Origin of the sequence: Streptomyces sp. NPDC021093 (assembly GCF_044333135.1) — a bacterium.
Taxonomy (GTDB): Bacteria; Actinomycetota; Actinomycetes; order Streptomycetales; family Streptomycetaceae; genus Streptomyces.
This window is the reverse complement of record NZ_JBIRQJ010000002.1, coordinates 789,623-814,830: the sequence shown is the minus strand read 5'-3', so window position 1 is coordinate 814,830 and position 25,208 is coordinate 789,623. Positions and strand designations below refer to the sequence as shown.

The 25,208-nt window shown below is 72.2% G+C and carries 23 protein-coding genes; 11 read left to right on the top strand and 12 right to left on the bottom strand.

Annotated features, from left to right (window positions below; genetic code table 11):
- Positions 1–40: 40 nt before the first annotated feature.
- Entirely contained in the window at positions 41–805 is a 765-nt protein-coding gene (locus tag ACH4SP_RS08535; protein WP_398411491.1) for a class I SAM-dependent methyltransferase, read from the bottom strand.
- A gap of 129 nt (positions 806–934) precedes the next feature.
- On the opposite strand from ACH4SP_RS08535, the gene ACH4SP_RS08530 reads away from it, so the two are divergent.
- Positions 935–1,765: an aldo/keto reductase gene (locus tag ACH4SP_RS08530; RefSeq protein ID WP_398411488.1), complete on the top strand. Its 831-nt coding sequence runs from the start codon at positions 935–937 to the stop codon at positions 1,763–1,765.
- A 69-nt stretch (positions 1,766–1,834) separates the two neighbouring features.
- Here ACH4SP_RS08530 and ACH4SP_RS08525 read toward each other — a convergent pair whose 3' ends face one another.
- Complete coding sequence (locus ACH4SP_RS08525) at positions 1,835–3,376, bottom strand: carboxylesterase/lipase family protein (protein WP_398411486.1); 1,542 nt, start codon at positions 3,374–3,376, stop codon at positions 1,835–1,837.
- Positions 3,377–3,504: 128 nt separating this feature from the next.
- Between ACH4SP_RS08525 and ACH4SP_RS08520 the strand changes: the two genes are divergently transcribed.
- From ACH4SP_RS08520 to ACH4SP_RS08505, 4 genes are all read left to right on the top strand, one after another.
- Positions 3,505–3,822 (top strand): ArsR/SmtB family transcription factor, encoded by a 318-nt coding sequence (locus tag ACH4SP_RS08520; RefSeq protein ID WP_398411485.1) that lies wholly within the window; start codon positions 3,505–3,507, stop codon positions 3,820–3,822.
- Positions 3,819–4,250: an RICIN domain-containing protein gene (locus ACH4SP_RS08515; protein WP_398411481.1), complete on the top strand. Its 432-nt coding sequence runs from the start codon at positions 3,819–3,821 to the stop codon at positions 4,248–4,250. Before ACH4SP_RS08520 ends, ACH4SP_RS08515 begins: the two co-directional genes overlap by 4 nt.
- A 191-nt stretch (positions 4,251–4,441) precedes the next feature.
- Complete coding sequence (locus ACH4SP_RS08510) at positions 4,442–5,350, top strand: serine protease (RefSeq protein ID WP_398411479.1); 909 nt, start codon at positions 4,442–4,444, stop codon at positions 5,348–5,350.
- Between the two features lie 168 nt (positions 5,351–5,518).
- Complete coding sequence (locus ACH4SP_RS08505; RefSeq protein ID WP_398411475.1) at positions 5,519–6,415, top strand: trypsin-like peptidase domain-containing protein; 897 nt, start codon at positions 5,519–5,521, stop codon at positions 6,413–6,415.
- Positions 6,416–6,473: 58 nt separating this feature from the next.
- Here ACH4SP_RS08505 and ACH4SP_RS08500 read toward each other — a convergent pair whose 3' ends face one another.
- Entirely contained in the window at positions 6,474–7,412 is a 939-nt protein-coding gene (locus tag ACH4SP_RS08500; RefSeq protein WP_398411473.1) for a cupin domain-containing protein, read from the bottom strand.
- Positions 7,413–7,515: 103 nt separating this feature from the next.
- Here ACH4SP_RS08500 and ACH4SP_RS08495 point away from each other — a divergent pair, with 103 nt between their 5' ends.
- Together ACH4SP_RS08495 and ACH4SP_RS08490 are read left to right on the top strand one after the other, a co-directional pair.
- Entirely contained in the window at positions 7,516–8,352 is an 837-nt protein-coding gene (locus ACH4SP_RS08495; RefSeq protein WP_398411471.1) for an NmrA family transcriptional regulator, read from the top strand.
- Positions 8,353–8,510: 158 nt separating this feature from the next.
- Positions 8,511–9,521, top strand: coding sequence for a LysR family transcriptional regulator (locus tag ACH4SP_RS08490; RefSeq protein WP_398411469.1), 1,011 nt, complete (start codon positions 8,511–8,513; stop codon positions 9,519–9,521).
- Between the two features lie 294 nt (positions 9,522–9,815).
- Here ACH4SP_RS08490 and ACH4SP_RS08485 read toward each other — a convergent pair whose 3' ends face one another.
- Together ACH4SP_RS08485 and ACH4SP_RS08480 are read right to left on the bottom strand one after the other, a co-directional pair.
- Positions 9,816–10,121 carry a 4a-hydroxytetrahydrobiopterin dehydratase gene (locus tag ACH4SP_RS08485; RefSeq protein WP_398411467.1) on the bottom strand — a complete coding sequence of 102 codons (306 nt, stop codon included), beginning with the start codon at positions 10,119–10,121 and terminating at the stop codon, positions 9,816–9,818.
- 80 nt (positions 10,122–10,201) lie between these two features.
- Entirely contained in the window at positions 10,202–10,795 is a 594-nt protein-coding gene (locus ACH4SP_RS08480) for a GNAT family N-acetyltransferase (RefSeq protein WP_398411465.1), read from the bottom strand.
- Positions 10,796–10,846: 51 nt separating this feature from the next.
- Here ACH4SP_RS08480 and ACH4SP_RS08475 point away from each other — a divergent pair, with 51 nt between their 5' ends.
- Together ACH4SP_RS08475 and ACH4SP_RS08470 are read left to right on the top strand one after the other, a co-directional pair.
- Positions 10,847–11,656 (top strand): helix-turn-helix domain-containing protein, encoded by an 810-nt coding sequence (locus ACH4SP_RS08475; protein ID WP_398411463.1) that lies wholly within the window; start codon positions 10,847–10,849, stop codon positions 11,654–11,656.
- Between the two features lie 187 nt (positions 11,657–11,843).
- Positions 11,844–12,515 (top strand): hypothetical protein, encoded by a 672-nt coding sequence (locus ACH4SP_RS08470; protein WP_398411460.1) that lies wholly within the window; start codon positions 11,844–11,846, stop codon positions 12,513–12,515.
- Between the two features lie 3 nt (positions 12,516–12,518).
- On the opposite strand, the gene ACH4SP_RS08465 is transcribed toward ACH4SP_RS08470, so the two are convergent.
- From ACH4SP_RS08465 to ACH4SP_RS08445, 5 genes are all read right to left on the bottom strand, one after another.
- Positions 12,519–14,333 (bottom strand): hypothetical protein, encoded by a 1,815-nt coding sequence (locus ACH4SP_RS08465; protein WP_398411457.1) that lies wholly within the window; start codon positions 14,331–14,333, stop codon positions 12,519–12,521.
- Positions 14,334–14,486: 153 nt separating this feature from the next.
- A complete protein-coding gene (locus ACH4SP_RS08460; protein ID WP_398411455.1) occupies positions 14,487–15,548 on the bottom strand; it encodes an ATP-binding protein in 1,062 nt (353 codons plus the stop codon).
- Between the two features lie 81 nt (positions 15,549–15,629).
- Positions 15,630–17,015 (bottom strand): amino acid permease, encoded by a 1,386-nt coding sequence (locus ACH4SP_RS08455; RefSeq protein ID WP_398411451.1) that lies wholly within the window; start codon positions 17,013–17,015, stop codon positions 15,630–15,632.
- Between the two features lie 81 nt (positions 17,016–17,096).
- On the bottom strand, positions 17,097–19,259 hold the full coding sequence (locus ACH4SP_RS08450) for a phage holin family protein (protein ID WP_398411849.1): 2,163 nt from the start codon (positions 19,257–19,259) through the stop codon (positions 17,097–17,099).
- A 221-nt stretch (positions 19,260–19,480) separates the two neighbouring features.
- Positions 19,481–19,906: a hypothetical protein gene (locus tag ACH4SP_RS08445; RefSeq protein WP_398411448.1), complete on the bottom strand. Its 426-nt coding sequence runs from the start codon at positions 19,904–19,906 to the stop codon at positions 19,481–19,483.
- A 126-nt stretch (positions 19,907–20,032) separates the two neighbouring features.
- Between ACH4SP_RS08445 and ACH4SP_RS08440 the strand changes: the two genes are divergently transcribed.
- Together ACH4SP_RS08440 and ACH4SP_RS08435 are read left to right on the top strand one after the other, a co-directional pair.
- On the top strand, positions 20,033–20,815 hold the full coding sequence (locus ACH4SP_RS08440; RefSeq protein WP_398411446.1) for an MBL fold metallo-hydrolase: 783 nt from the start codon (positions 20,033–20,035) through the stop codon (positions 20,813–20,815).
- The gene (locus tag ACH4SP_RS08435) at positions 20,812–21,471 is read left to right on the top strand and encodes a DedA family protein (RefSeq protein WP_398411443.1); all 660 of its coding nucleotides are present in this window, start codon (positions 20,812–20,814) and stop codon (positions 21,469–21,471) included. Before ACH4SP_RS08440 ends, ACH4SP_RS08435 begins: the two co-directional genes overlap by 4 nt.
- Positions 21,472–21,520: 49 nt before the next feature.
- Here ACH4SP_RS08435 and ACH4SP_RS08430 read toward each other — a convergent pair whose 3' ends face one another.
- Together ACH4SP_RS08430 and ACH4SP_RS08425 are read right to left on the bottom strand one after the other, a co-directional pair.
- Complete coding sequence (locus ACH4SP_RS08430; RefSeq protein WP_398411440.1) at positions 21,521–22,579, bottom strand: MBL fold metallo-hydrolase; 1,059 nt, start codon at positions 22,577–22,579, stop codon at positions 21,521–21,523.
- Positions 22,580–22,780: 201 nt separating this feature from the next.
- On the bottom strand, positions 22,781–24,037 hold the full coding sequence (locus tag ACH4SP_RS08425; protein WP_398411438.1) for an aminotransferase class I/II-fold pyridoxal phosphate-dependent enzyme: 1,257 nt from the start codon (positions 24,035–24,037) through the stop codon (positions 22,781–22,783).
- Between the last annotated feature and the right edge of the window lie 1,171 nt (positions 24,038–25,208).

Sequence of the window (25,208 nt, the reverse complement as noted above, 5' to 3'; positions counted from 1 at the left end):
GGGAGGTCGCCCCTTACCGAGCCCCTTACCGAGCCCGCTCTCAAAGAGGCTTGCGGGCCTCGATGAGAAAGCGTGCCGTGTGCGCCACGAACGAGCCGTCCCGCCTGATCTGCTCGTCCATCTCGCGCAGCCGGTCCCGGTACGTGTCCACCGTGAAGCCGGGGACCATCCAGATCACCTTCCGCAGGAAGTAGACGACCGCCCCGATGTCGAAGAATTCGGTCCGCAGCGACTCCGCCCGCAGGTCGACGATCTCCAGACCGGCCGCCTCGGCCTCCTCCCGCGCCGTCTCCGGGCGGCGCCCGAGCCGCGCCTCGGGCTGCGGGCCGAGGAAGTACTCGACGACCTCGAAGACGCTGGCCGGGCCCACGTGCTGGGAGAAGTACGTCCCGCCGGGCGCGAGCACGCGCGCGATCTCCTCCCACCACGCCTTCACCGGATGCCGGCTGGTGACCAGGTCGAAGGCGCCGTCGGCGAACGGCAGCGGCGGCTCGTCCGCGTCGGCGACGACGGCCGCGCCCAGCGGGTGGAGCAGCCGCGTCGCCCTGGCGACGTTCGGCGGCCAGGACTCGGTGGCGACCATCACCCGGGGCAACTCCGGCACGCCCGCGAGCACTTCACCCCCACCGGTCTGGATGTCGAGCGCGGCACGGGCCGCGGCGAGCCGCTCGCCCATCAGCCGCTGGTACCCCCAGGAGGGCCGCTGTTCGGTGGCCCGGCCGTCCAGCCAGGAGAAGTCCCAGCCGTCGACGGACACCGCTTCGGCCTCGGCGATCAGCTCGTCAAAAGTTCGGTCGACAGTCATATACGGATGATCTACGTAAATCATGTGAAAAGCTAACGGGCGACGGGAAATCACCGCGTCCGGGAATGCGTGTCCGGTGATGATCGTTGAGCACTGAGCAACCCCCGACAACGTAAGGATCGTTTCCCCGTGAGCAAGGTCCCCTCCCTGACCCTCAACAACGGCGTCGAAATGCCGCAGCTCGGATTCGGCGTCTGGCAGGTGCCGGACGACGAGGCCACGGCAGCGGTGAGCACGGCCCTGGAGGCCGGCTACCGGAGCATCGACACCGCCGCGATCTACGGCAACGAGGAGGGCACGGGCCGCGCGCTCGCCGCCTCCGGGATCGCCCGTGACGAACTCTTCGTCACCACCAAGCTGTGGAACGACAAGCAGGGGTACGACTCCACCCTGCGCGCCTTCGACGAGTCGCTCGGCAAGCTGGGCCTGGACCACGTCGACCTGTACCTGATCCACTGGCCGGTCGCCCCCCAGGGCACCTTCGTGGACACGTTCAAGGCCTTCGAGAAGATCCTGGGCGACGGCCGCGCCAAGGCGATCGGCGTCTCCAACTTCCTTCCGGAGCACCTCAAGACGCTGCTCGCCGAGACCTCGGTCGTCCCGGCGGTCAACCAGATCGAGCTGCACCCGCAGCTCCAGCAGGGCGAGCTGCGCGCGATCCACGCGGAGCACTCCATCGCGACCGAGGCCTGGTCGCCGCTCGGCCAGGGCAAGGGCCTCCTGGAGGTCCCCACGGTCGTGGCCGTCGCCCGCAAGCACGGCAAGACCCCGGCCCAGGCGGTGCTGCGCTGGCACCTCCAGCTGGGCAACGTGGTGATCCCCAAGTCCGTGACCCCGTCGCGGATCGCGGAGAACATCGACGTCTTCGACTTCGAGCTGGACGCCGACGACATGGCGGCGTTCGCCGCGCTGGACGAGGGCAAGCGCCTGGGCCCCGACCCGGCGGTCTTCGGCGCGTAAGGCTCCGCAGCAGCAGGCGGGCGAGCCGCCGCCCCGTCCAAGGGCGGCGGCTCGCCCGCCCGTTCCGGCCTACTTCTCCGGAAGGTCGAACGGCCCGATCTCCGAGTCGGCCCAGATCCCGCGCGAGACCTCCTCCGGGTACGCCACCGCGTCCGCACGCCCCTTCCCGTCGAACACCCGCGCCAGGCGGCCCGTACTCTCGTACGGCGCCCAACCCGGGCTCCCGTCCTTCACGAAGGCCACCCAGGCCTGCTGGATGTCCGCCGAGAGCGCCCTCGCCCCGTCACCGGGGTCCTCCCCCAGGACCAGCCGGCCGCCGGGACTGTCGAACGTACCGAACAGCAGCGGCACGTCGAGGCTGTGGCAGGCTCCGAGCGCGCCGCCCATCGCCGGGGCGGGCCAGGTCAGTTCGAAGAGGTACGTCGTCCCGCCCGCAGCCGCGTTCGCCTCGGCGAGCCGGGCCGTGGGCATCCGGAAGAGGACGTCCGAGTGGACGGTCTCGAAGAGTTCGGTGGGAGTGGCACCGGGGAATCCGGCCCGGTAGGCCGCCGGCCCTTCGGGGGCCGGTGCGAACCGGTGCAGGGCGGCGTCCGCCTGCTCCTCGGTGAAGGTCGGCAGCCCCATCATCCCCAGGAACAGCCGGAACTCGTCCCGGGTGTGCCCGGTCAGCAGCTCGACCCCGTTCACCCGCCCGTCCCGCAGCGCCTGCCAGGGCGTTTCCGGAACCAGGACACCGTCCACCACGGGCGAGAAGGGCGCGGCCAGGTAGGCCGCCCGTCCCCACCGGTCGCCGTGCGCGGGCATCTCCCGCAGGAAGCCGGCGATCTCCGCGGCCAGCCGCTCCGGCTCGACCGCCGCGAGCCCGGTCACCGTCGGGGCCACCCCCAGCCGGTCGGCGAGCGCGGCGGTGAAGTCGGTGGCGAAGGCCGGCGTGCAGTACATGCCGGGCACGGACTGGGCGATCGCCCGCCGGAACAGCCCCGCGGCGGGCGGCGCGGCGAGCAGCGTCGCGATGGAACCGGCGCCGGCGGACTCGCCGCAGACGGTGACGCGGTCCGGGTCGCCGCCGAAGGCGCCGATGTTGTCCCGCACCCACTCCAGGGCGGCGATCTGGTCGAGCAGTCCGCGGTTGTCGGGCACGCCCTCGATGCGGGCCCAACCCTCCGCGCCCAACCGGTAGTTGAAGGTGACGACGACCAGACCCTCGCGGGCCAGCCCGGCACCGTCGTACATCGGGTCGCCGGAGAAGCCCGAGATGTACGCCCCACCCTGGAGCCACACCAGGACGGGCAGGGGTTCCGTCGTCCCGTCCGACGGCGACGAGGGCGACGAGGGCGACGAGGGCGACGACTGTGGCGACCACACATTGACCGTGAGCCATTCGTCACCCGTCACGTCCGAGTGCACGGGAGCCGGCCCCGACTGGGGCGGCGGCGGGCCGAACGCGTCGGCCTCCCGCACCCCGTCCCACGCGTCCGGCGGAACGGGCGCCGCGAAGCGCAGTTCTCCAACGGGCGGCTGGGCGAAGGGAATCCCCCGGAAGACCGCGAGGTCCTGCTCGGCCCGGCCCCGTACAACTCCGTAAGCGGTACGTACCTCTACAGATGTCATGGCCATAGCCTGCCATCCGGGTCATTTCTCAGAGCGAGCGGGCCGCACCACCGTCGATATGGATGCTCTCGCCGTTGATGGCGGGCGCGAACCGGACACCGTACGAAGGTCGTCGTACACTCGTATCCATGGCCACGCACCACCCCGACCGCGCACAGCTCCTGATCGAGGACGTCCTCGCCGCCCTGGGCAATCCGGTACGGCTCGGCATCGTGCGCGAACTCGCCGTGTCCGACGGCGAGCGGACCTGCGGCAGCCTGCCGCTCGAAGTGACCAAGGCGACCGCCACCCACCACTGGCGGGTACTGCGGGAGTCCGGGGTGACCCGCGAGCACAAGGTGGGCCGCTGCAAGGCCATCGAACTGCGGCGGGCCGATCTCGACGCCCGCTTCCCCGGACTGCTCGACGCGGTCCTCAACACCCTTCCCCCAGAGGCCCGTTCATGACCAGCAGCACCCCTTCCGGCACATATCTGCTCCGCAACGCCGGCAGCGGGCTGCTCCTCGAAGTGCGCGACGGTGCCAAGGGCAGCGGTGCCCCCGTCCAGCAGGGGAAGGACACCGGGGCCGCCGCCCAGCAGTGGGTACTGACCCCGGTGCACGAGGGCAGCGGGCTGCACCACGTCGTCAGCGCGTCCAGCGGCAAGCGTCTGGACGTCGCGGGCGCCAAGGTCGAGAACGGCGTACGCATCCAGCAGTGGAGCGCCAACAACTTCGGCGCCCAGGAGTGGATCGTCGAGCGGCACCCGGACGTGCCGGGCCGGGTCAGCCTGGTGAGCTACGTCAGCGGCCTGCTGCTCGAAGTCGCGGACCGCAGCATGGACGAGGGTGCGCGGGTGCAGCAGTGGGAGGACACCGACTCCCCCTTCCAGTAGTGGCAGTTGGAGCCGGTTGTGGCCGACTGACCACCGATGGAGGCCGATTGGCGGGCAGAAGAGGCCAATTGTCAGGCAGGTGACGCCGGTTGGCGGTCACATGATCTCCCCGATTCGACCAAAACCCTTGCCCACCGCACATCCCCCTCCAAGAATGCCCCTGACATTCGTCACTGGAGGGGGATCCCCGTATGCGAAAGCCATACCTCGGTGCACTGCTCGCGCTGACGCTCCTCGGAGCCGGTGCGGCACCCGCGCTCGCGGCCACGGGCCAGGACACCGCGGCCGCCACCGCGAAGTCCGCGCAGTCCGCACCGGGCGCCACCGCGGCCGAACACCGGTCGAAGCCGAAGCCGGTCGACTTCGCCGGGACGGTCGCGCTCAGCAACTGTTCGGGTTCCGTGGTGCGCATGCCGCAGTCGCGACCGAACGACCCGGCGCTGATCCTGTCCAACGGCCACTGCATCACCGAGCAGGACATGCCGGGCGCCGGTGAGGTCGTCGTCGACCTGCCGTCGAACCGGACCTTCAGCCTGCTGAACGCGAAGGCGGAGAAGGTCGGCACGCTCACCGCGAGCAAGCTGGCGTACGCGACGATGACCGACACGGACATCTCGCTGTACCAGCTGACCAGTACGTACGCGCAGATAAAGAAGGCCTACGGGATCAAGCCCCTGGAGCTGAACACCGAGCACCCGAGGCAGGGCCGGGCCATCACGGTCGTCTCCGGGTACTGGAAGAAGACGTACGGCTGCAAGGTCGACGGCTTCGTGTACCGGCTGAAGGAGGGCGACTGGACCTGGAAGGACTCGCTCCGGTACACCGCCGACTGCCAGACCATCGGCGGCACCTCCGGCTCCCCCGTGATCGACAACCGCACCGGCAAGGTCCTCGCGGTCAACAACACCGGCAACAACGACGGTGAACGCTGCACCCTCAACAACCCGTGCGAAGTGGACAAGCACGGCAAGGTGACGGTGCGCCACAACATCAACTACGCCCAGCAGACGTACGGCATCGCGCGCTGCATCTCCCGGAACAGCCAGGTGGACCTGGACCGCTGGGGCTGCCGCCTGCCGCAGCCCGCGGCCAAGTCCTAGGCCCCTGCGTCGCATTGCGGCGCGGGGCAATTGTGTTCCCCTGCGCCGCAATGCGCACAGCAGCCTCACAGACACCCCCTTGTCCGGTGCCACAAATCCCCGAACAATGCCCATGACAAACCGGCGCCAATCAGCTCCGGTCACATATGGCACTGAGGGGACCCCCACATGAAGAAGCCTCTCGTCGGCGCATTCCTCGCCACCCTGCTCGTCGGGGCAGGCGCGGCACCCGCGTTCGCGGTCACGAGCCAGGACACGGCTCCGGCCACCGGCACCACCAGCACGAAGGCCGCACCCACGAAGACCGCGACCAAGGCAAAGCCCAAGGTCAAGGCGGTCGACTTCGCGGGCACGGTCGCGCTCAGCAACTGTTCGGGTTCCGTCGTCCGGACGCCCACCGCGAAGCCGGAGGACCCCGCACTGGTGATGTCCAACGGGCACTGCCTGGAGTCGGGCTTCCCCGCCCCTGGCGAGGTCCTGGTCGACAAGCCGTCGACCCGTACCTTCAAGCTGCTCGACGGTGCGGCCAAGGAGCTCGGCACGCTGAAGGCCAGCAAGCTCGCGTACGGCACGATGACCGACACGGACGTCTCGCTGTACCAGCTCACCAGCACGTACGCCCAGATAGAGAGCCAGTACGGCGTCAAGGCGCTGGAGCTCGACACCGCACGCCCCGCGCAGGGCAAGGCGATCACCGTGGTCTCGGGCTACTGGAAGAAGACGTACAGCTGCAAGGCCGACGGCTTCGCCTACCGGCTGAAGGAGGGCGACTGGACCTGGAAGGACTCGCTCCGGTACACCTCCGACTGCAAGACCATCGGCGGCACGTCCGGCTCCCCGGTGCTCGACGACGCGACCCGCAAGGTCGTCGCCGTCAACAACACCGGCAACGAGGACGGGCAGGAGTGCACCGACAACAACCCCTGCGAGGTCGACGAGAACGGCAAGGTGACCGTGCACCAGGGCATCAACTACGGCCAGCTGACGTACGGGATGGTGCCGTGCATCGGGGCCGGCAGCAAGATCGACCTGACGGCCTCCGGGTGCCTGCTCCCGAAGGCGTAGCACTGCTCGACTGACAGACGGTTGTGACCGGAACAGCTCCGGTCGGAGCCGAGCGGCGTCAGCCCGCAGCCGCCCTGCGGTGTTCCTGCGGGCTGACGCCGCGCACCCGTTTGAAGGCGGCGCTCAGCGCGAACGAACCGCTGTAGCCGACCTTCCTGGCGACCGCCTCCACCGTCGCGTCCGTCGCCCGCAGCAGATCGGCGGCCAGCGTCAGGCGCCACCCGGTGAGGTACGCCATCGGCGGCTCGCCCACCAGCTCGGTGAACCGGCGGGCGAGACCGGCCCGCGACACCCCGGTCTCGGCGGCGAGCGAGGCGACCGTCCAGGGGCGGGCCGGCTCGTTCTGCATCAGCCGCAGCGCCCGGCCGACGACCGGATCGCCCATCGCCCGGTACCAGGCGGGCGCCTCGGCCTCCGGCCGGGAGAACCAGGCCCGCAGCGAGGCGATCAGCAGCAGGTCGAGGAGCCGGTCGAGATAGACGCTCTGCCCGGGGTCGTCCCGGCTGATCTCGTCCTCCAGGACGGGCAGCAGCGGGCAGTTCCAGACCTCGCCCGGCAGGTACGACAGCGGGGGCAGCGCGTCGAGGAGCCGCCGGCCGACCTCCCCGTCCAGCTGGTAGGTGCCGATGAGCATCACCGATTCGCCGTCCACCCGGTCGCCCCAGGTCCGGACGCCCAGCTGCATCGAATCGGCGAGCGGGGCCCCGTGCTCGGAACTGCACTCTCCGCCGGGCCCGATCCGCGCCCGTACCGGACTGACCGGGGTGTCGGCGCAGGTGTACGGGTCGGGGCCGCGCGCGATGGCGATGTCACCGGGGCGCAGCAGTACGGGGTCGCCGGAGTCCGGCATGACCCACGCGGTGGAGCGGGTCATGCACATGAGGGTGAGCGGGGCCCCGTCCTCGATCCGGATCGACCAGGGCGGGTCCATCACGGCCCGCAGGAGGAAGGCCCCGCGGGCCCTGGGCCCGTCGAGGAGACCGGCGAGTGCGTCCATGTCCGCGACTCTAGCCGGGGCCGCCCGGGGGCTTGGACTCACGCGTATGGAAGTGAGCCTGTGGAGCATGGCCCGTCCGGCCCGCCGGGACGAACCTTGAGTCATGACAACGAACAAGAACGTGAACACGGTGTTGGTGACGGCGGCCACGGGCAAGACCGGGCGCCGGGTGGCGGACCGGCTGGCGGCGCGCGGCGTCGACGTGCGGGCCGGGTCGCGCAAGGGCGAGGTGCGGTTCGACTGGGCGGACGAGGGGAGCTGGGGCCCCGCGCTGGCGGGTGCGGACGCGGCGTACGTCGCGTACTACCCGGACCTGGCCGCGCCGGGCGCGGTGGGCGCGATGGGGGCGTTCGGCCGGACGGCCAAGGAGCAGGGGGTACGGCACCTGGTCCTGCTGTCGGGACGCGGCGAGCCGGAGGCGGCCGCGGCGGAGGAGGCGCTGCGTGAGGCGTGGGGGTCGTCGGGCGAGGGTGAACTCACCATCGTACGGGGCGCGTTCTTCGCGCAGAACTTCAGCGAGGGCGCGATGGCCGAGGGCGTGGCGGCCGGCGAGATCGCGTTCCCCGGCGGTAGGACCGCTGAGCCGTGGGTGGACGCGGACGACCTGGCGGACGTGATCGTGGCAGCCCTGACGGAGGACGGTCACGCGGGCCAGGTCCACGAGGTGACCGGCCCCCGGCTCCTCACCTTCGCGGAGGTCGCGGCAGAGATCGGCCGCGCGGCGGGACGGGAGGTGCGGTACGTGCCGGTGACGGTGGCGGAGTACTCCGCGGCGCTCCAGCAGTACGGCCTGCCGGCACCGGAGGCGGACTGGCTGGCGGAGCTGTTCGGCACGCTGCTCGACGGGCACAACGCGTCGACGACGGACACGGTGCGCAGGGTGCTGGGCCGGGAGGCGCGGGACTTCCGGGGGTTCGCGGAGGGGGTCTGGGGGCGCTGAGGGGCTGCCGGTGCCGGGCGGCGGCGCGCGGGCGCCGGTGGGGGCCGGCGTCCCGGGCCGCGCCCGCGCGTCCTCGGACGCCGAACGGGTCGACGTCATCACGACACAACTGGCGCACGCGTATTGCCGGGGGTAACCGCGCCCCATAACTTGCCGGTATGGAGCTGGAGTTGCGCCACCTGCGGACCGTACGGGCCATAGCCGATGCCGGGAGTCTCACCAAGGCCGCAGCCGCGCTCGGGCTTGCGCAGCCCGCGCTCAGCACTCAGCTGCGGCGGATCGAACGGGCCCTGGGCGGGCCGCTGTTCGACCGCGACCACACGGGGTCCAGGCCGACCCCGCTCGGGGAACTGGTCCTGGAGCGGGCCCGGATACTGCTTCCGGCGGTCCGGGAACTCCAGGAGGACGCGGTCCGTTTCGCCAACTCCTGGGCGAACCTGGACCGCTTCCGGCTCGGCGCGACGCACGGCCCGCTGCTCGGCGGTCTGGTGGACCAGCTGGCCACGGCACGGCCCGCCGTACCGGTCACGACACACACGACCTGGTCGGTCGGCGAGATCAGCACCATGCTGGTCGAGGGGCGCCTCGACTTCGGCCTGATCGGCACCTGCGGCGAGAGCCGGCCGCCCGCGACGGACCGGCTGAGCTGGGAGGTGGTGGGGGTCGACCCGGTGTTCATCATGCTCCCCGAGAACCATCCGCTGGCCGGGAAGCGGGAGTTGGAGCTGTCCCTGCTGGCCGCCGAGTGCTGGACCGACGTGCCGGGCGAGGGCTGCTTCGCGGACTGCTTCACCGCGGCGTGCGCGCGGGCCGGATTCACCCCGATGCAGGTGTACGAGACGGACACCGCGTCGTGCGTGCACCTGGTGCAGGTGGGCCGGGCGGTGGGCCTGTGCCGGGCCACCTTCCCGCCCGCTGCCGGGATCGTCACCAGACCGGTGGCCGGGGCGCCGCTGGCCTGGCGGCATCTGCTGGGCTGGCACCCGGGCGCCCCCGCGGCCGATGCCGCGAAGGCGGTCTCCGGGTACACCGGCGTCGCCTACGCGGAGGCGGTGGCACGCAGCGCCAGCTACACGCGGTGGCTCGCGGAGCGGCCCCGGCCCGGCTTCGGCGCCCGGGGCGGGGGCGAAGGTGGAAGCAGGGTCGGAATCGGCAGCGGGATGGTGTGACCCGCCCCGGACCGCAGGCGCCGCGCCCCGGTCCCGGTCCCGGTCCCGGCCCCGGCCCCGGGAAGGACCGCAGGCACTCCGCCCCGTACACGAGAAGGACCGCAGGCCTCCCGCCCCGTGGCCGAGCCCGATCGCGGGCCGTCCGCCCCGTGGCCGAGCCCGATCGCAGGCCCTCCGCCCCCGTGGCCGAGCCCCATCGCAGGCCCTCCGCCCCCGTGGCCGAGCCCCATCGCAGGCCCTCCGCCCCCGTGGCCGAGCCCGGTCGCACCTGCTCCGCCGCGCACCCGGGACGGATCAGCTCGCGCCGTGTCCCGGTGCGATGTCCTCGACCCGGCGGGCCAGCTCGAAGTCCCGGTCGGTGACCGCACCGCCCGCGCTGTGCGTGTTCACGGACAGCGCGAGGGTGTGGTAGCCGAGCACGAGGTCCGAGTGGTGGTCCAACTCGTCCTGGATCCCGGCCACATGGACGACCATCGCGGCCGCCGCGAAGTGCGTACCGAGCCGGTACGTGCGGGCGATCCGGTCCTCCTCCAGCGACCAGCCGGGAAGTTCGCGCAGCCGGTCCTCGATCTCCTTCTGCGACAACGGCTCAATGGCCATGGCTGAACTCCCTTCGGTGTTGCTGGTCCGGCTCGCCACCTGTGACAGATCAGCCTGCCACCTTCTGCCCGAAGCGGCCCCTACTGCGGCCAGGGGTCACCCTGCACCCGTGCGTGCAGATGCTCGTCGTGCCAGCCGTCGGCGTGCAGCAGGGCGCTGCGCATGGTCCCTTCGTACGTGAATCCGGCCTTCTCGGCAACGCGGCAGGACGCCCCGTTCGCCGTGGAGTGGGTCAGTCGCACCCGGTGCAGGCCCAGGTCGTCGATCGCCCAGCGGGTCAGCCGCACCGCGGCCTCACTGGCCACGCCCTTGCCCCGTCCGGCGGGCAGCAGCCAGTACAGGATCTCGCCGTGGCCGTGCGCCAGCAGGATGTCGCCCACGCCTGCCGCTCCCACCACCTCCCCTCCCCCGGGCTCCGCTATCGCGAAGATCGCCGCCACCTCGCTCCGCCACCGCTTCGCCCACCGCTCGATCCGCCGTTCTGCCTCTTCAACGGTCAGCAGCCCCGGACGGTTCCAGTACTGGATGTCGGGATCCTGCCCCGCCTCGACGAACTTCGGGGCGTCCGCCCGCCGCCACGGCCGCAGTTCAAGACCGCACGGAAGAGGCAGCACCGGCTGCTCCGTGTCCCGCATCCGTCCTGCGGGCACCACGTCTGCTACTTCGTAGGTCATCGGCACATCCTGCCAAGGACCGCGGATCCACGCTCCGGTTACCTTCGTCGTATGACAACCCTCTCCGTTCACCAGGGAGTTGGCGCGATGCTGCGCCACTGGCGCGAGACCCGGCGGCTCAGCCAGCTGGAGCTCGCGCTGCGCGCCGACTCGTCCGCCCGGCACATCAGCTTCATCGAGACGGGCCGCTCCCGTCCCAGCCCCGACATGGTGCTGAAGCTCGCCGAGCACCTCCACGTTCCGGTGCGGGAGCGCAACGACCTGCTGCTGGCGGCCGGTTACGCCCCGCAGTACGCCGAGACCCCGCTCGACGACCCCTCGATGGGGGCGCTGCGGGCCGGCATCGACCAGCTGCTCCAGGGGTACGAGCCCTATCCGGCGATGGTCGTCGACGGGACGTACACCGTGGTGGCCGCCAACAGCGGCATCGGGATGTTCCTCGACGGCGTCGCCGAGCACCTCCTCGTCGCCCCGCTGAACGCGATGCGCCTCACCCTGCACCCCGAGGGCCTCGCCCCGCGCATCCGCAACCTGCCCGAGTGGCGCGGGCACCTGCTGCACCAGATGGAGCGGCAGATAGCCCTGGCCAGGTCGGCGCCGCTGCGCGCGCTGTACGACGAGGTGGCGGCGTATCCGCTGCCGCCCGCCCACGACGGCGCGTCCCGGCCCGCGGCCCCGCCGGACGCCTACTTCGCGCTGCCGCTGCAGATCGAGCACAGCGGGCAGGTGCTGTCCTTCGTGTCGTCGATCTCCACGTTCAACACTCCGATGGACGTGACGGTGGCCGAGCTGGCCATCGAGACCCTCCTCCCCGCGGACCGGGCCACGGTCGATTTCCTGCGCACGGCGGCGACCGCCTGACGCGGCGGGGCGACGCGGGCCCGAGGCGCGTGCGGGCGGGTGGCGCGTGCGGGCGGGTGGCGCGTGCGGGCGGGTGAATCCCGGCGGGTCGGCGGCCCGGTGGCTGGGACCGGGACGGTGTGCGGTGCTCGGATGGGCCGCCCGATCATTGGCCCGGCCATCCCACGGCCTTCCCTGAGGGGATCCCATGCCCACCTTCACGACCCGTACTGCCCCGCGCGGCGCAGCCCTTGTCTCCCCTGCCTCTCTTACCTCTCTTGCCTCTCTCGTCTCCGTACCTCTGCTGCTGCTCGGTGCGGGTGCGTCCGCGAGCGCGGACGACAAGAATCCACCGGCCATGTCGATCGCCCTCACCGACGGTGTCGACACCGTCAGTTCGGGCTCCAGGCTGGCGTACACCGTGACCGTGCAGAACCAGGGCCCCACGAACCTCGCCGGGCTGCGCATCGAACAGGCCCTGCCCTCGGGTGCGTCCGCCGCGGCGGCCGGCCAGCGGGCGAAGGTGGCGGGCGGCAAGGCGGTGTGGACCGCCGACGTGCGGGGCCACGGCAAGACGGTGCTGACGTCGACGGCGACGCTCGGCTCCGCGCAGACGGGGGCGCTGCGGGCGGCGAGCACGGTGTGCGCGTACCTCCCCAAGTCCCATGTCCCCGTGGTGTGTTCGAGCGACATGAACCTGCTGCCCACGGGCCCGAGGACGGAGGGCGTGGAACTGGCGGACGGCTCCGGGGAATCCGCCGCCCTGCTGGGCATGGACCCGGCCGTGGCGATCGGCGCGACAGCGGGCGCGGCGCTGTTCGTGGGCGGCGGTGTCCTGGTGCTGCGGCGCCGCAGGAAGTCCGTGGCGACGGTGGGCTGACGCTCAGCGCACCCGGAACACCGGCCCCTGGGCCGTGAACGGCAATGACGCCCCCTGCGGGATCAGGAACGCATGCTCGCGTCTGATCCGCAGGACGTCGGTCCAGCCGTCCGTGATCACCAGCAGCGGCGCCGACGCGGGGAAGTCGTCGGCCCGCAGCAGCAGGTCGATGCCGGGCTGGAGCACGGTGCCGCCGCGCCCGCGCACCCGGACCCGCCCGGCGATCTCGGTCGGCGGCAGGAAGCCCGCGTCGTACGGTGCGGCGTCGCAGAACACCACCCGCGCCGCCGGCACCTCGCGGGCCTCGGCGTACGAGGCGATGGCGCCGAGCGCCTTGCCGAGCAGGGTCCGGTCCATCGACCCCGATGTGTCGAGTACGACGCCGAAGGTGCAGCGGGCGACCTCCTCGGGCGGGAAGTAGCGGCCCGCACGCGGGATGCCCGGCGTGGACGCCTGACGGCGCGAGGGCCGCGCGTAGCTGCGCAGCGCCACCGGCCGGGGTACGAACTCGTCGAACCAGCGCGCCAGTTGGGCGTCCCAGGGCACCGGCGGATGCGACAGCGCCTTGATCTCCTCCACGAGCCCGGCGGGCAGCAGCCCGCGTTCGCCGTACGAGTGGAGGTCGAAGCCCTGGGTGAGGCCGCGCCGGTAGAACTCGTCGAGGTCGACGTAGTCGCGGACCTGGCCGAGCGGGCGGTCGAGGATGTCGCCCCTGCCCTTGCCGCGCAGGGTGGCGAGACGGCGACGGCGGCGCAGGTCGGTGGCGATGCGGTCGTACACCTCCTCCGTGGACAGCCCCTTCAGCCCGGCGTCGTACAACAGCCCTTCCGGCATGTCGCCGACCCGCATCTCGACCAGCCAGCCGTTGATGACGTAGTCGGCGGCGACGTTGAAGAGGTAGGGGTCGCGCGGGCCCGCCCGCTCGCCGTGCCGGAGGGCGGCGTGCAGCATTTCGTGGGCGAGGACGAAGCGCCACTCCTCGTCGGTGAAACGCTTGAGCGGGTTGATGTAGATCTCCCCGACGGAGGCGTTGACGGCGGCCACGGAGATGTCGTGGGCACGGGCGAGTTCGGCGTCGGCGACGACGGTCAGTCCGGCGGCGATGCCGCCGAGCAGCGGGTACGAGGAGACGAACCAGTTGAGGGCACGGTCCCAGGGCTGCTGGGCGACCCGTTCCCCGGTGAGCCTGTCCCGTCGGCCGCCCGCGACGTCCATGGCGGCGGAAACGGTACGGGTGAGGGCGTGCGCGAAGGCGAGCTGGTGGTCCGGGGGCGGGCCCTGGCCTCCCCAGTTCTCCCACGTGGTGAGGATCTGGTCGGGGTCGCTGCCGTTCGTCCCGCTGTGCCGGAACACGTCCGGGATGCCGTCGCGGTGCCAGCGGGCGGCGAGCTCCTCCTCGTCGCTGCCGGGGTACGCGGCCGGGAGGTCCTCCGGGACGCGGCCGACGGGCGAGGCGACCAGGAACCGGTTGACGACGGTGCAGCGGGCCGCGAGCTGTGCGGCGGTGGGCTGCACGCGCTCGCCCTTGTCCGCGGGAACGTGGCCGAAGCCGAGGTGGAGGAGGGCGTGGGCGATCGCCCAGGCCCACTCGACGGGCTCGGCGCGGCGCTTGGGGTGGGCGTGCAGGACGCCGTTGGAACTGACGGCGACGAGGCCGTCGTACGAGACACGGGTGCACTTCTCGCCGCGGCAGACGGTGGCTTCGACGGCGGCGAGGGCGGGGTTGCGCTTGACGAGGGCGAGGCCGGCGGAGAAGGCCTCGGTGGCGGGGTCGGGCTTGTCCTTGCGGGACTTGGTGGGGGTACGGGGAGGGGTCATGGGTCCGTCCGTTGGGGGGCGGTCGTCACGGGGTGGCGTCAGCCGCCCACGGGGGCAGGCAGTCAGGGGCGCGGGGAACTGCGCGGCCAGCCACGACGCGCCCGCACGGAGACCACGCACCTCACCGGCCCCACCCGCCCCGGCCGGAGGCCCTCATCGGCGGGCCTCCACCAGCCTCGGCATGTCCCGTGCCGCCTCCACCAGGAACCACGCCGGCAGCACCGGCTGTCCGTCCGCGTCCTCCGCGATGACGGTCTGTGCGACCTCCACCGAGATCTCGGCGAGCTGTACGAGCAGCGACTTCGCCCGGTAGGCCGTCTGCTGCATGGCGGGCGACACATGTGCCTTCTCCGCCGGAAGCTCCTTCGCCAGCCGTCCCCGGAAGGCCTCCGCCAGGTAGTACAGGAGGTCGCGGTCCTCGACCCGGCCCGGCCAGGCCGCGTCCCCCTTCAGGATCGCGTCGAGCCCGTACGCATGGCGGACGATCTTCGCGTAGCCGCAGAAGGCCACCGCGTGCGCGGGCGTCAGCGTGCCGTGTGCGACGACCTTCAGCGTCTCCTCGTCGAGGGTCGGCCCGAAGGAGTGCAGCGCGTCGGAGAGCATGTGCCAGGAGCGCGGCGTGGAGAACGGCTCCTCGGTCTTGGGCGCGGGCGACCACAGGTGGTCGGGGCGGTCGCCCAGGTGGTCGACCACCCACGGGTGGATGCCGTTCTCGCCCGCCCAGACCAGCCAGTCCTTGGCCGAGGCCCGCAGGTGCACATGGGTGAGCCGGTTGATCAGCGCGGACGCGATCGGCCTGGCGAGCGCGTTGTCGGTGGCCCGGTTCCCGGCGCCGATGACGATGCTCCCCGCGGGCAGTTCGTACGAGCCGATCCGCCGGTCGAGGATGAGCGAGTAGAACGCCTTCTGCACATCGGGCGTCGCCGCGTTCAGCTCGTCCAGGAACAGGCAGTACGGCTCGTCGCGGGCGATCGCCTCCGGCGGGCAGAACACCGACCGCCCGTCGCGGATCTGCGGCACCCCGATCAGATCCTCGGGCGCCAGCTGCGTCCCCAGCAGGCTGACGCACTCCAGCCCCAGCGAGTCCGCGAACTTCCGTACCAGCGACGACTTCCCGATGCCCGGCGCTCCCCACAGGAACACCGGCCGTACGGTCGCGAGGCCGAGCAGCAGCTCGGGTATCTGGGCGGGGGTGACGGTGACTGCTGCCTGCACGCGTGAGGTTCCTCGGGGTCGGAAAGGCGAATGTCCGGTACGCGCCATCATGTGCGTACCGGACATCGCCTCGCATCCCAATTAGCCGGCGGCAGCCACCCGCTTCTTGCGCGCCGACATGCACGCGTACACGATCACGCCGGCGAACAGGAAGAGAACTCCCTGGTAGACCGCCGCATAGCCCGATCCGGCCACCAGCCACATCGAGAAGCCCGCGGCGAGGGCGGCGAGGATGCCGTCCCGGACCAGACGCCCCCTGTTGACCCGCTCCGACTGTCCGGAGAGGAGGAAGTAGAGCTGGGCGGCCGTCGCCAGCAGATAGGGGACGGTGGCGGTGAACGTCGTGACGAGGACCAGGATCTCGAAGACGCCGTCGGAGCCCGCCGTGTAGTTGTAGACGGTGAGGAGCGAGGCGAGGACGACGGTGACGATGACGCCGACCGTCGGGACGCCGCGCTTCTTCGTGCCGAAGACCGCGGGGAAGAGGCCGTCCTGGGCTGCGGCGTACGGGGTCTGGGCGCTCAGCAGGGTCCAGCCGTTGAGTGCGCCGAGGATGGAGATCAGAGCGGCGCAGGCGACGACGGTGCCTCCCCAGGTGCCGCCGAACATGTGGTTCACCGCGTCGGAGAAGGGCGCACCGGACTCGACGAGCTTGTCGTGCGGGACGTTGCCGAAGACCGACAGGGTGCCGAGGAGGTAGACGAACGCCGCGCCCAGGGTGCCGAGGATGGTGGCCCGGCCGACGTTGCGGCGCGGGTTGCGGACCTCGCCCGCGCTGACGGCGGCCGACTCCACGCCGAGGTAGCTGAAGAGCAGGATCGCGGCGGAGGCCGAGACCGCGCCGACGGCGCCGCTGCCGCTCGCCTGGAACGGGCCCATGTTGTCCGCGCTGAAGGTGAAGAGTCCGCCGATCGCGACGAGCAGCAGCGGTGCGAACTTGAGCACTGTGGCGACGACTTGCACCGCACCCACATAGCGGGTGCCCGCGAGGTTCGCCGCCGCGGGCAGCCACTGGATGACCAGGGCGGCGAGCATCATCGCGAACTTGGAGTCGCCGAGCGGGATCAGCACGTCGAGATAGCCGACGGCCGCGACGGCGAGCGCCGCGTTGGACACCCAGGCGGTGATCCAGTAGCTCCAGGCGGCGAGGAATCCGGCGAAGTCACCGAAGGCCTCACGGGCGTAGACGTACGGGCCACCCGTCTTGGGGTGCTGATTGGCGAGCTTGCCGAAGACCAGCGCGAGGCAGATCGCGCCGAGGGTCAGGACGCCGAAGGCGACCAGGCTGATGGTGCCGAAGGGGGCCACGGATGCGGGGAGCAGGAAGATCCCGCCACCGATGATGTTGCCCATGACGAGGGTGGTGGCAATGCCCAACCCGAATCGACGGGCGTGCTTGCTCGGGGCTTCCTGGCCTTCGGTGCTGTCAGCCGGATCCGACTGCGGAACGGGTCCGGTGTCTTGCATGGGGTGGTGCCTCTCGCCGTACGAAGTGCCCAGGGTCGCCGGGCGACAGCCATGGTCGGGTACGGGGAAGCATGCACAAAATCAAGCCTTTTCATCCTGTACGGCGCGGTCCGTGGCGGGAAAACCTCCTTCGGTGAGGACGGTCGACGAAGAATTCTGCGTGCCCCCGACGGGCACCTGAGGGCCCTGGCATTCGCGCAGCCAGCGGCGAAGTACCTGGTGGACGCATTCCGCGCCGACGATTTCGTCGCCTTCGTCGACCGGTGCGGAGAGCGCGAGGGGCGAGAGGAGGAAGGGGCGCGTCTGTTCGCCGCCGAGACCTCCGTGCGAACCGATCTGTTCCTCGAAGGCGTGCACGCGGCCCGTCTGCGGGTCGTACGAGGAGTTGACCATGATGTCGGCGGCGTGCGGGAAGCCGTCGGTGCGCCGCACCGCGTCGGCCGCGCCCCTGTCGAAGGGCCGCAGCGGGCCCTCGCCGTCGCGGAGTTCGGGCAGCGGGACCTCCGCGCCGTCGGGGCCGAGCACCACGGCCCCGTGCTCCTCGCTCCGTACGAGCAGGAAACCGACGCCCGGGTGGCCCGCGAGCGTGCGCAGCAGGGCGGGGTGGCGGCGGTCGATCTGTTCGCGGGTGGCGCGGCCGGGGAGGTCGGGGAAGCTGATCAGGCCGAGGTTGCCGGAGGCGAGGACGACCGGGTCGGAGCGGGTGGCGTCGGACGAGCCCTCGGAGCCCGGCTCCACCGGGGGCGCCTGGTCCTGCGTACCGCTGACCGGCCGGTGCAGCACGGTGCGCACCGCGTCGCGGGCCTCGGCGCCGCTGGGCGTGCGCTGGGCGCGGCGCGAGACGGGCAGGCCGCAGCTGGCCCGGACGTAGTCGCGCAGGGTGAGGCCGTAGCGGCCCAGGAAGGTTTCGCCGGGGCTCTGGCCGTGGTCGGAGAGCAGGACGATCCGGTACGCGCGCGGGGCGTGCTCGGCGATCTTGGTGATCAGGGCGAGGGAGCGGTCGAGGCGCCGCAGGATCTGGTCGGCGTCCCGGCTGCGCGGTCCCGAGTGGTGGGCTACCTCGTCGTACGCGACGAGGTCGGCGTAGATCGCGGTGCGGCCGGAGAGCAGGTCCCCTATGACGGCGGCGACCACGACGTCGCGCTCGACGACGGTCGCGAAGGCCCGGATGAAGGGGTAGAGGCCGCCGCGGCCGATGCGCGGGGTCTCCTTGCGGAGCCGGGAGCGTACGGAGGAGCGGATCTCGCGGACGACCTCGGCGACGAAGGACATGGCGGTGCGGACCGCGTTGGCCGGGTCGGAGAAGTACGCGAAGTATCCGGCGCGGGAGCGGTTGTTGGGGCCGCGCCGGGCGGCGATGGACAGGACGAGGGCGAGCTGGTCGGCGCCGCCCGAGAAGAGGTTGCCGCGGCTGGCGCCGTCGAAGGTGAGCAGGCCGCCGTCGCCGGTGCGCTCGACGGCGCGCTGCTGGAGCTCGGCGGTGCTGGCCGGGCTGGAGCACACCATGGTGCGGCCGGTCTCCTTCTCGTACCAACGGAAGGCCGGGACGTCGTGGTTGGAGCCGTGCAGGATGCCGAGCTGGCTGGCGCCGGTCTGGCTGGACCAGTCGGTGCGCCAGGGGGTGAGCCGGTGGGTGGGGGGCACGGCCGAGGGGCCGTCCGCGACGGCCGGGCCGTCCTCGGCAGGGGTCTGTCCGAGCATGCGGGCGACGGTGGGCATCAGCCCCTGGTCCAGGGCGCGGCGCAGGGTGTCGTGGCCGAGGCCGTCGAGCTGGAGGAAGAGGGTGCCGGGCATGCCGTGCCTGCCCTCGTCGCGCCGGCCGCCGCGGCGGCGCTGGGCCAGCCGGGAGAGTCTGCGGCGGTACGCGTCGTCGTCGCGGACGGCGAGCGCGGTGGAGGTGGCGGAGGCGACGGCGGACATGACGGCGGCGACGACCACGGCGGTCTGCGGGTCGGCCTCGCCCCTGCCGTCGGGGATCACGCTGAGCGCGATCAGCAGCAGCGAGCCGTTGAGGAAGAAGACGAGCAGGCCGAGGACGAGGGCCGGTACGAGGAGGAGCGCGCGCACCGCGAGCGGCCACACCAGCGCGGACAGCAGCCCGAAGGCGCCGGCCGCCGAGCCCGCGGTGAGGGCGACCCGGGTGATGCTCTCGTTGTCGTCGCTCTGGAGCTGGAAGTCGGGCAGGATCCCGGCGAGCGCGAGCATGGTGAGGGTGGACACCGCCCAGACGGTGACCACCCTCAGGAGCGCTCCGCCCGCCCGCCGCCAGCCGATTCTTCGCCCGTGCCCCTCGGCCACCACGCCGTACCCACCTGTTTCTCGGGCCTGTTCCCAGGCTGTCCCCGCAGGTGTGTTCCCGGGCTGCTGCCGGACCTGCTCGTCCGGTCAGCCTGTCACAGCGGACGGGAAGGTTCCGACGGAATTCCGACAAAAGGGATCAGGCGAAGGCGATCGGGCGAAGGGGATCAGCAGCCGTCGTATCCGGCCGTCGGCATCGAGAGCCTGCGGTGCACGTCGGCCTTCATCGGCGCGCTGTAGACCGGCTCGTCGAGCCCTGCCGTCTCCAGCCGCACACCGCGCCGCTCGCACTCGGCGGAGAAGTCGCGGGCGGAGGTGAGGGCCTGCTCCAGGACGCGCTCGTTGGGGACGACGAAGAAGTCCACGGCTCCCGCGTCGACGTCGGCCCACAGGGCACGGTGGTCGGGGCGCAGGCCGTGCAGGACGAGCTGGCGGGTGACGACGTAGCCCTTGTCGGTGGCCCAGCGGACGCACATCGCGTGCTGGCTGCGGGTGTCCACCAGGAAGGGGTCGTGGTCGAGCTCCTCAAGAGGCGTCAGGCTGGCGATGACCGCGACCCGGACGTCGTCGGTGTCCGTACGTGCGTCGTCCATGACCCGTCCCCTTCGCTGCCGTCGCCGCAGACCCTACTCCGCGCGGCCCGGCGCGAGGAGGCGCACACGGGCGGCGCGGGGGGCGCCGTAGGGTGGGTCGGGCATCGCGGAAGGAGTCCGGTCCAGTTGAGCAGCGAGAACAGCGCGGGAACCGTCATCACCTGGTGGGGGCACGCGACCTGCACGGTCGACGACTCCGGGGTCCGCGTCCTGACCGACCCGCTGTTCGTGCGCCGGTTTGCCCACTTGCGGCGGCGCGGCGGCGTCCTGCCGACCGCCGATGCGGCGCTCGCCGACGCGGTGCTGATCTCGCACCTGCACTCCGACCACCTGCATCTGCCGTCGCTGGCCCGGCTGGCTCCGGGCACGCTGGTGGTCGTGCCGCGCGGTGCGGTGCGCCAGGTGCCGGGGCTGCGCCGGTTCCGTACGGCCGAGATCGCGCCGGGCGAGGACCTGCGGATCGGCGCGCTGACCGTGCGGGCGGTGCACGCGGAGCACGACGGGCGGCGGCTGCCGGTCGGGCCGCACCGCTGCCCCGCGCTGGGTTACGTCGTCGAGGGCGCGTCCGCCACGTACTTCGCCGGGGACACCGGGCTGTTCGACGGGATGGCGGATGCGGTCGGACCGGTGGACGCGGCGCTGCTGCCGGTGGGCGGCTGGGGGCCCCGCCTCGGGGTCGGGCACCTGGACGCGGGCCGGGCGGCGCAGGTGCTGGCCGCGCTGGGCCCGCGGCACGCCGTGCCGATCCACTACGGGACGTACTGGCCGATCGGCCTGGACGGGGTGCGGCCGCACGAGTTCCACGCGCCGGGCCAGGAGTTCGTACGAAAGGCTGCCGCGCTGGCGCCCGAGGTGGCGGTGCACCGGCTGGAACACGGCGAGAGCGTACGGACGGAGGGTCCCGCATGAGCGGTCGACGGGTGGCCGCGCAGTGGGTTCTGGACACCGCGCAGGCGGTGGACGTGCACGTTCCGGCAGAGGCCACGCAGCAGGCGGTCGGCTATCCGGCGCTCTTCGCGCTGGTGGCGCTGGGGGCACTGGTGCCGGTGGTGCCGACGGGGGCGCTGGTGAGTACGGCGGCGGTGGTCGCGCTGCACCAGAGCATGCCGCCGGTGTCGCTGCTGCTCGTCTTCGTGGTGGCGGCCGCCGGCGCGTTCGTGGGTGACCTGGCGCTGTACTGGCTGGGGGTGCGCGGGGTGCGCTCCGAGCACGGGTCGAAGTGGCTGGACGCGCTGCGCAAGCGGGCGCCGCAGCACCGGCTCGAACAGGCTCAGCACAAGCTGGAGGAGCACCGGTGGCAGGTGCTGACGCTGTCCCGGCTGGTTCCGGCGGGGCGGATTCCGGTGATGCTGGCGTGCCTGCTGGCGAAGATGCCGATCGGCCGGTTCGCCCGTGGGGACGTACCGGCCTGTCTGGCGTGGGCGGCGGCCTACCAGCTGGTCGGGGTGGCCGGCGGCACGCTGTTCGGCCGGCCGTGGGAGGGCGTGGTGGCGGCGGTCGTCGCGACGCTCCTGATCAGCGGGGTGCCGTCGCTGTGGCGGCGGGTACGGCGGGCGACGGCCTGAAGCGGCGGTGAGACATCCCACGCGCCGTCTTCCCAGCCCATGAGGTTCGTTACGTGAGGACGTGGGACGAGCCCACCGGCAGGTCCCACAGCTCTTCGCGCGGGCGGCCCGCCCGCTCCCAGGCGGCGCGGACCCGGGTGAGGGGTTCGAGCACCGGCTCGGCGGAGAGCACGAAGGTGCCCCAGTGCATGGGCGCCATCCGCCGGGCGCCCACGTCCGTACAGGCCCGTACCGCTTCCTCCGGGTCCAGGTGCACGTCGCGCAGCCACCAGCGGGGCTCGTACGCGCCGATGGGGAGCAGTGCCAGGTCGAGACCTGGATGGCGGTCGCCGATCTCGCGGAACCAGTGGCCGTAACCGGTGTCGCCCGCGAAGTAGACGCTCTGGCCGTGCCGGTCGCCGAGGACCCAGCCGCCCCAGAGGGTGCGGCAGGTGTCGGTGAGGGAGCGCTTGCTCCAGTGGTGGGCGGGGACGAAGTCGAGCCGTACGCCGTTCAGTTCGGTGCCCTCCCACCAGTCCAGCTCGGTGACGTGGGTGAAGCCTCGGCGGCGGCACCAGCGGGCGACGCCCGCCGGGACGAACAGGGGGGTGTCGCGCGGCAGCCTCTTGAGGGTGGGGGCGTCCAGGTGGTCGTAGTGGTTGTGGCTGATGACGACGGCGTCGACGGGCGGCAGGTCCTCCCAGCGGACCCCGACGGGGGTGACGCGGGCGGGCGTGCCGAGGATCTTGCGGGACCAGACCGGGTCGGTGAGCACGGTGAGCCCTCCGACGCGTACGACCCAGCTGGCGTGGCCCGCCCAGGTGACGGCGATCGTCGACGCGTCGACGACGGGCAGCGGGCCCGGCGCGAACGGCAGTCGCGCGATGTCGCGCAGCCCTTCGCGGCCCGGCCGCATCGCGCCTTCGCGGGCCAGCCGGGCGAGTGCTCGTACGCCGGGGAGGGGTGCGGTGAGGCGGTCGGCGAAGGTACGGGGCCAGGAGCTGGTGCGGACCTCGCAGAGGGGCCGGGTTCCGGAGGAACGTGCGGGCTGCCGGGATCGTTCCACCAGGTCCGAGGCCCGGCCCGCGGAGCGTTCCGGAGGGTCGGTGAGTTCGGTCTGTTCCGTCATCGAGAGGCTCCGTTCGGCGGCGGGTACGGCTGCGGGTAGGGCTGCGGGGTGCGACGGCGGACAGGACTGCGGCTACGGCTACGGTTTTCGGGCTTGGTCCGGGGGGCGGGTCCGCCCGGGGGCGGTCCACGCGGGGCGGCGGGTCTGCACGAGGAGGACGGATCTGCGCGGAGCGGGTCCGCACGGTGCGGTCGGCGCGGTTCAGTCGGCGCGGTTCGGTCGGCCCAGTTCGGCGATGGCGGCACCCAGTTCGTTCAACGCCTGCTCCAGATAAGGGAGTTCAAGCGGTTCCTCCGCCGTCAGGGACTCCATTCGCTGCTGCGGGGTTGCCCCGAGCAGGGGCGCGGTGGAGAGGCGCACCCGCAGGGCGCCCAGCGGGTCGCCGAAGCGGTGGCCGCCGGGGACCGGGGTGCCGAGGCGCTCGGTGAGATGGTCCTCCAGCTCCATGGAGTCGGTGACGCCCCGGGCGGCGAGCCCGTCGCGCAGCGGGTCCAGGTCGGCGTACAGATGGCGTCCGGCCACCGGGGGCCTGGCGAACGCCCCCGCGTCGAGGACCGCACGGTGCACCGCGCCCTGGACCCTGGCGTGCAGCCGGGCGGCGGCCGCCGCCCGGGCCACGACGGGTTCCGGGTCGTGCAGGGCGTACGCGGCGGCCTCGGCGACCGGGGCGGGGACGGCCGCACCGAGCGCGGCAAGGACGTCGAGAGTACGGGCCCGCAAGTGCGCGCCGGGCCCGGTGGCGGGCAGCCGGGCGACGGCGGCGGGCCAGCTGGTGGGGGTGAGCGCACCGGCCAGGTCGGTGAGGACGAGGACGTGGTCGGGGAACATCTCGGCGGGGCTGAAGAACACCGTCTCGCTCGGCCGGTGCACGGTGTCGCGCCAGGTTTCGTCGCTGATCACCCACAGCCCCTCGGCGAGCGCGACCTCGCAGACGGCGCGGACCGTCTCGGGCGGTGCGACCGTGGCGGTCGGATCGTCGGGCACGCTGAGCAGCAGGAGCCGGGGGTCCCCGTGCTCGTCCCGGACCCGCCGCACGGTCTCCATGAGTGCGTACGGATCCGGTACGCCGCCGCACTCGGCCGGTGTGGGCACGTGGAACGCCGACCGGCCGCCGCCGAGCAGCCGCGCCTGCGGGGCCCACCAGGCGGGGCAGGGCCGGGGCAGCAGCACGTCGCCCCCGACGGCCGCCATCAGGGCGAACAGCAGCGCTGGTCCGCCCGGGGCGGCGACCACGCCGTCCGGGTCGACGCCGAGACCCCGGAGCCGCCAGTGCCCGGCGGCAGCCGTGCGCAGGGCCGCGCCGCCGCCGGGCGGCTCGCAGACGGTGCGGCCCGCGGCGGCGGCCAGGACGGCGGCGAGTTCCGGCAGCACGGGCAGGCCCGGGTCCGGGGCCGGGGGGCCGTGCCGGACCCGGCCGCGGTCGGCTCGCGCCGGGTCCTCGGGAGCCATCCGCTGCATGCCTGGAACCTCCGCCGGGTGTCGTGGTCACGTCGCCAGGACGTCCGCCCTGACCCCCTTGCCCTTTATACGTAGCTCTGCGGCGGACCGCCTCCCGTCGGGTCCGACGCCCGCATCCGCGAGGGCCGTCCTCCCGGTCGCGCCCTCCGGGCACGCACGCCCCCGGAGGGCCGGGGCGCCCGCGCCGGGTGGGGCCGGTCACCGGCCGCGCGCCGAGGGGGCCTTCCGGCGCTTTCCGGGACGCCAGGGCCGGAAAGTCGTCACAGATTCACCTGGCCGTCATTTCATGATCCGGACACGGGCGCGACTTTGCGCCGTTCGGCCGAGAAAGCCTTCCCCTGTCGCGCCGAAAACGGACACCCGCCCGGCGTGCATATCCGACCGGCAACCACCGCGACCGGGCGGCTGACCTGTAAGTCCCTTGCTTCGTCCAGACCTTTAGGGCGAGCCACCCCGCACCGTTTTCGGACATCTGCACGTGCACCCCGGCAACACGGAACCGCAGGGCCTATTGTCAGTTCTGTAAGAGAGCGACAGCATTGCGTAGCAAGTCGCACCGAAAGAACTGCATGCAGAACGTGCTGCCCGGTTACTGGGGAGAAACCGGGGAGTGGTCCTTCTTTCTCGCAGTGGACCGGCAGTAGACCACTGGTGGAACACTGGTGGAACAAAGGTGTCCGAGGGGGGCAGCTTCTGGCAAACGGAAATCCTTTGTCCTGCGGGGGACGCGGCCCCTTGCGCGAACGGTGCTCAAGCACCGCTCCACGGCTGACCGAACAGAGCCCACCAGGCCATGCGGTCACCAAGCACGAATTCCGCCATCAGGCGCAGCCCCCGGCCCCCGGGCACGCCGCCCAGCCGTCCGGCGCGGCTCGCCGCCCGCCGTGAGGCAACCAGTTCCGCACGCCGCAGTACACCGCTGGGCACCACTACGTCTCCGCACCGACACGTGTACGCATGTCGTCCCACATCTGGCTTCCACACGCATGCGAAAAACTTCCTTGCGAGTCTTCAGGGCGATTACGGAATTCCCCTGTGCGTAAACCCCTGTCGTGCTCGCCCGGTACCGAAGGCGGCTCCGTGCCGTCCGTACTCTCCCTCTCCACATGTCTTCCGGAATTGCGGTCTCCCCTGCCCGGAAGGACACCAACACGCTGGGCTCCGAGCCCAT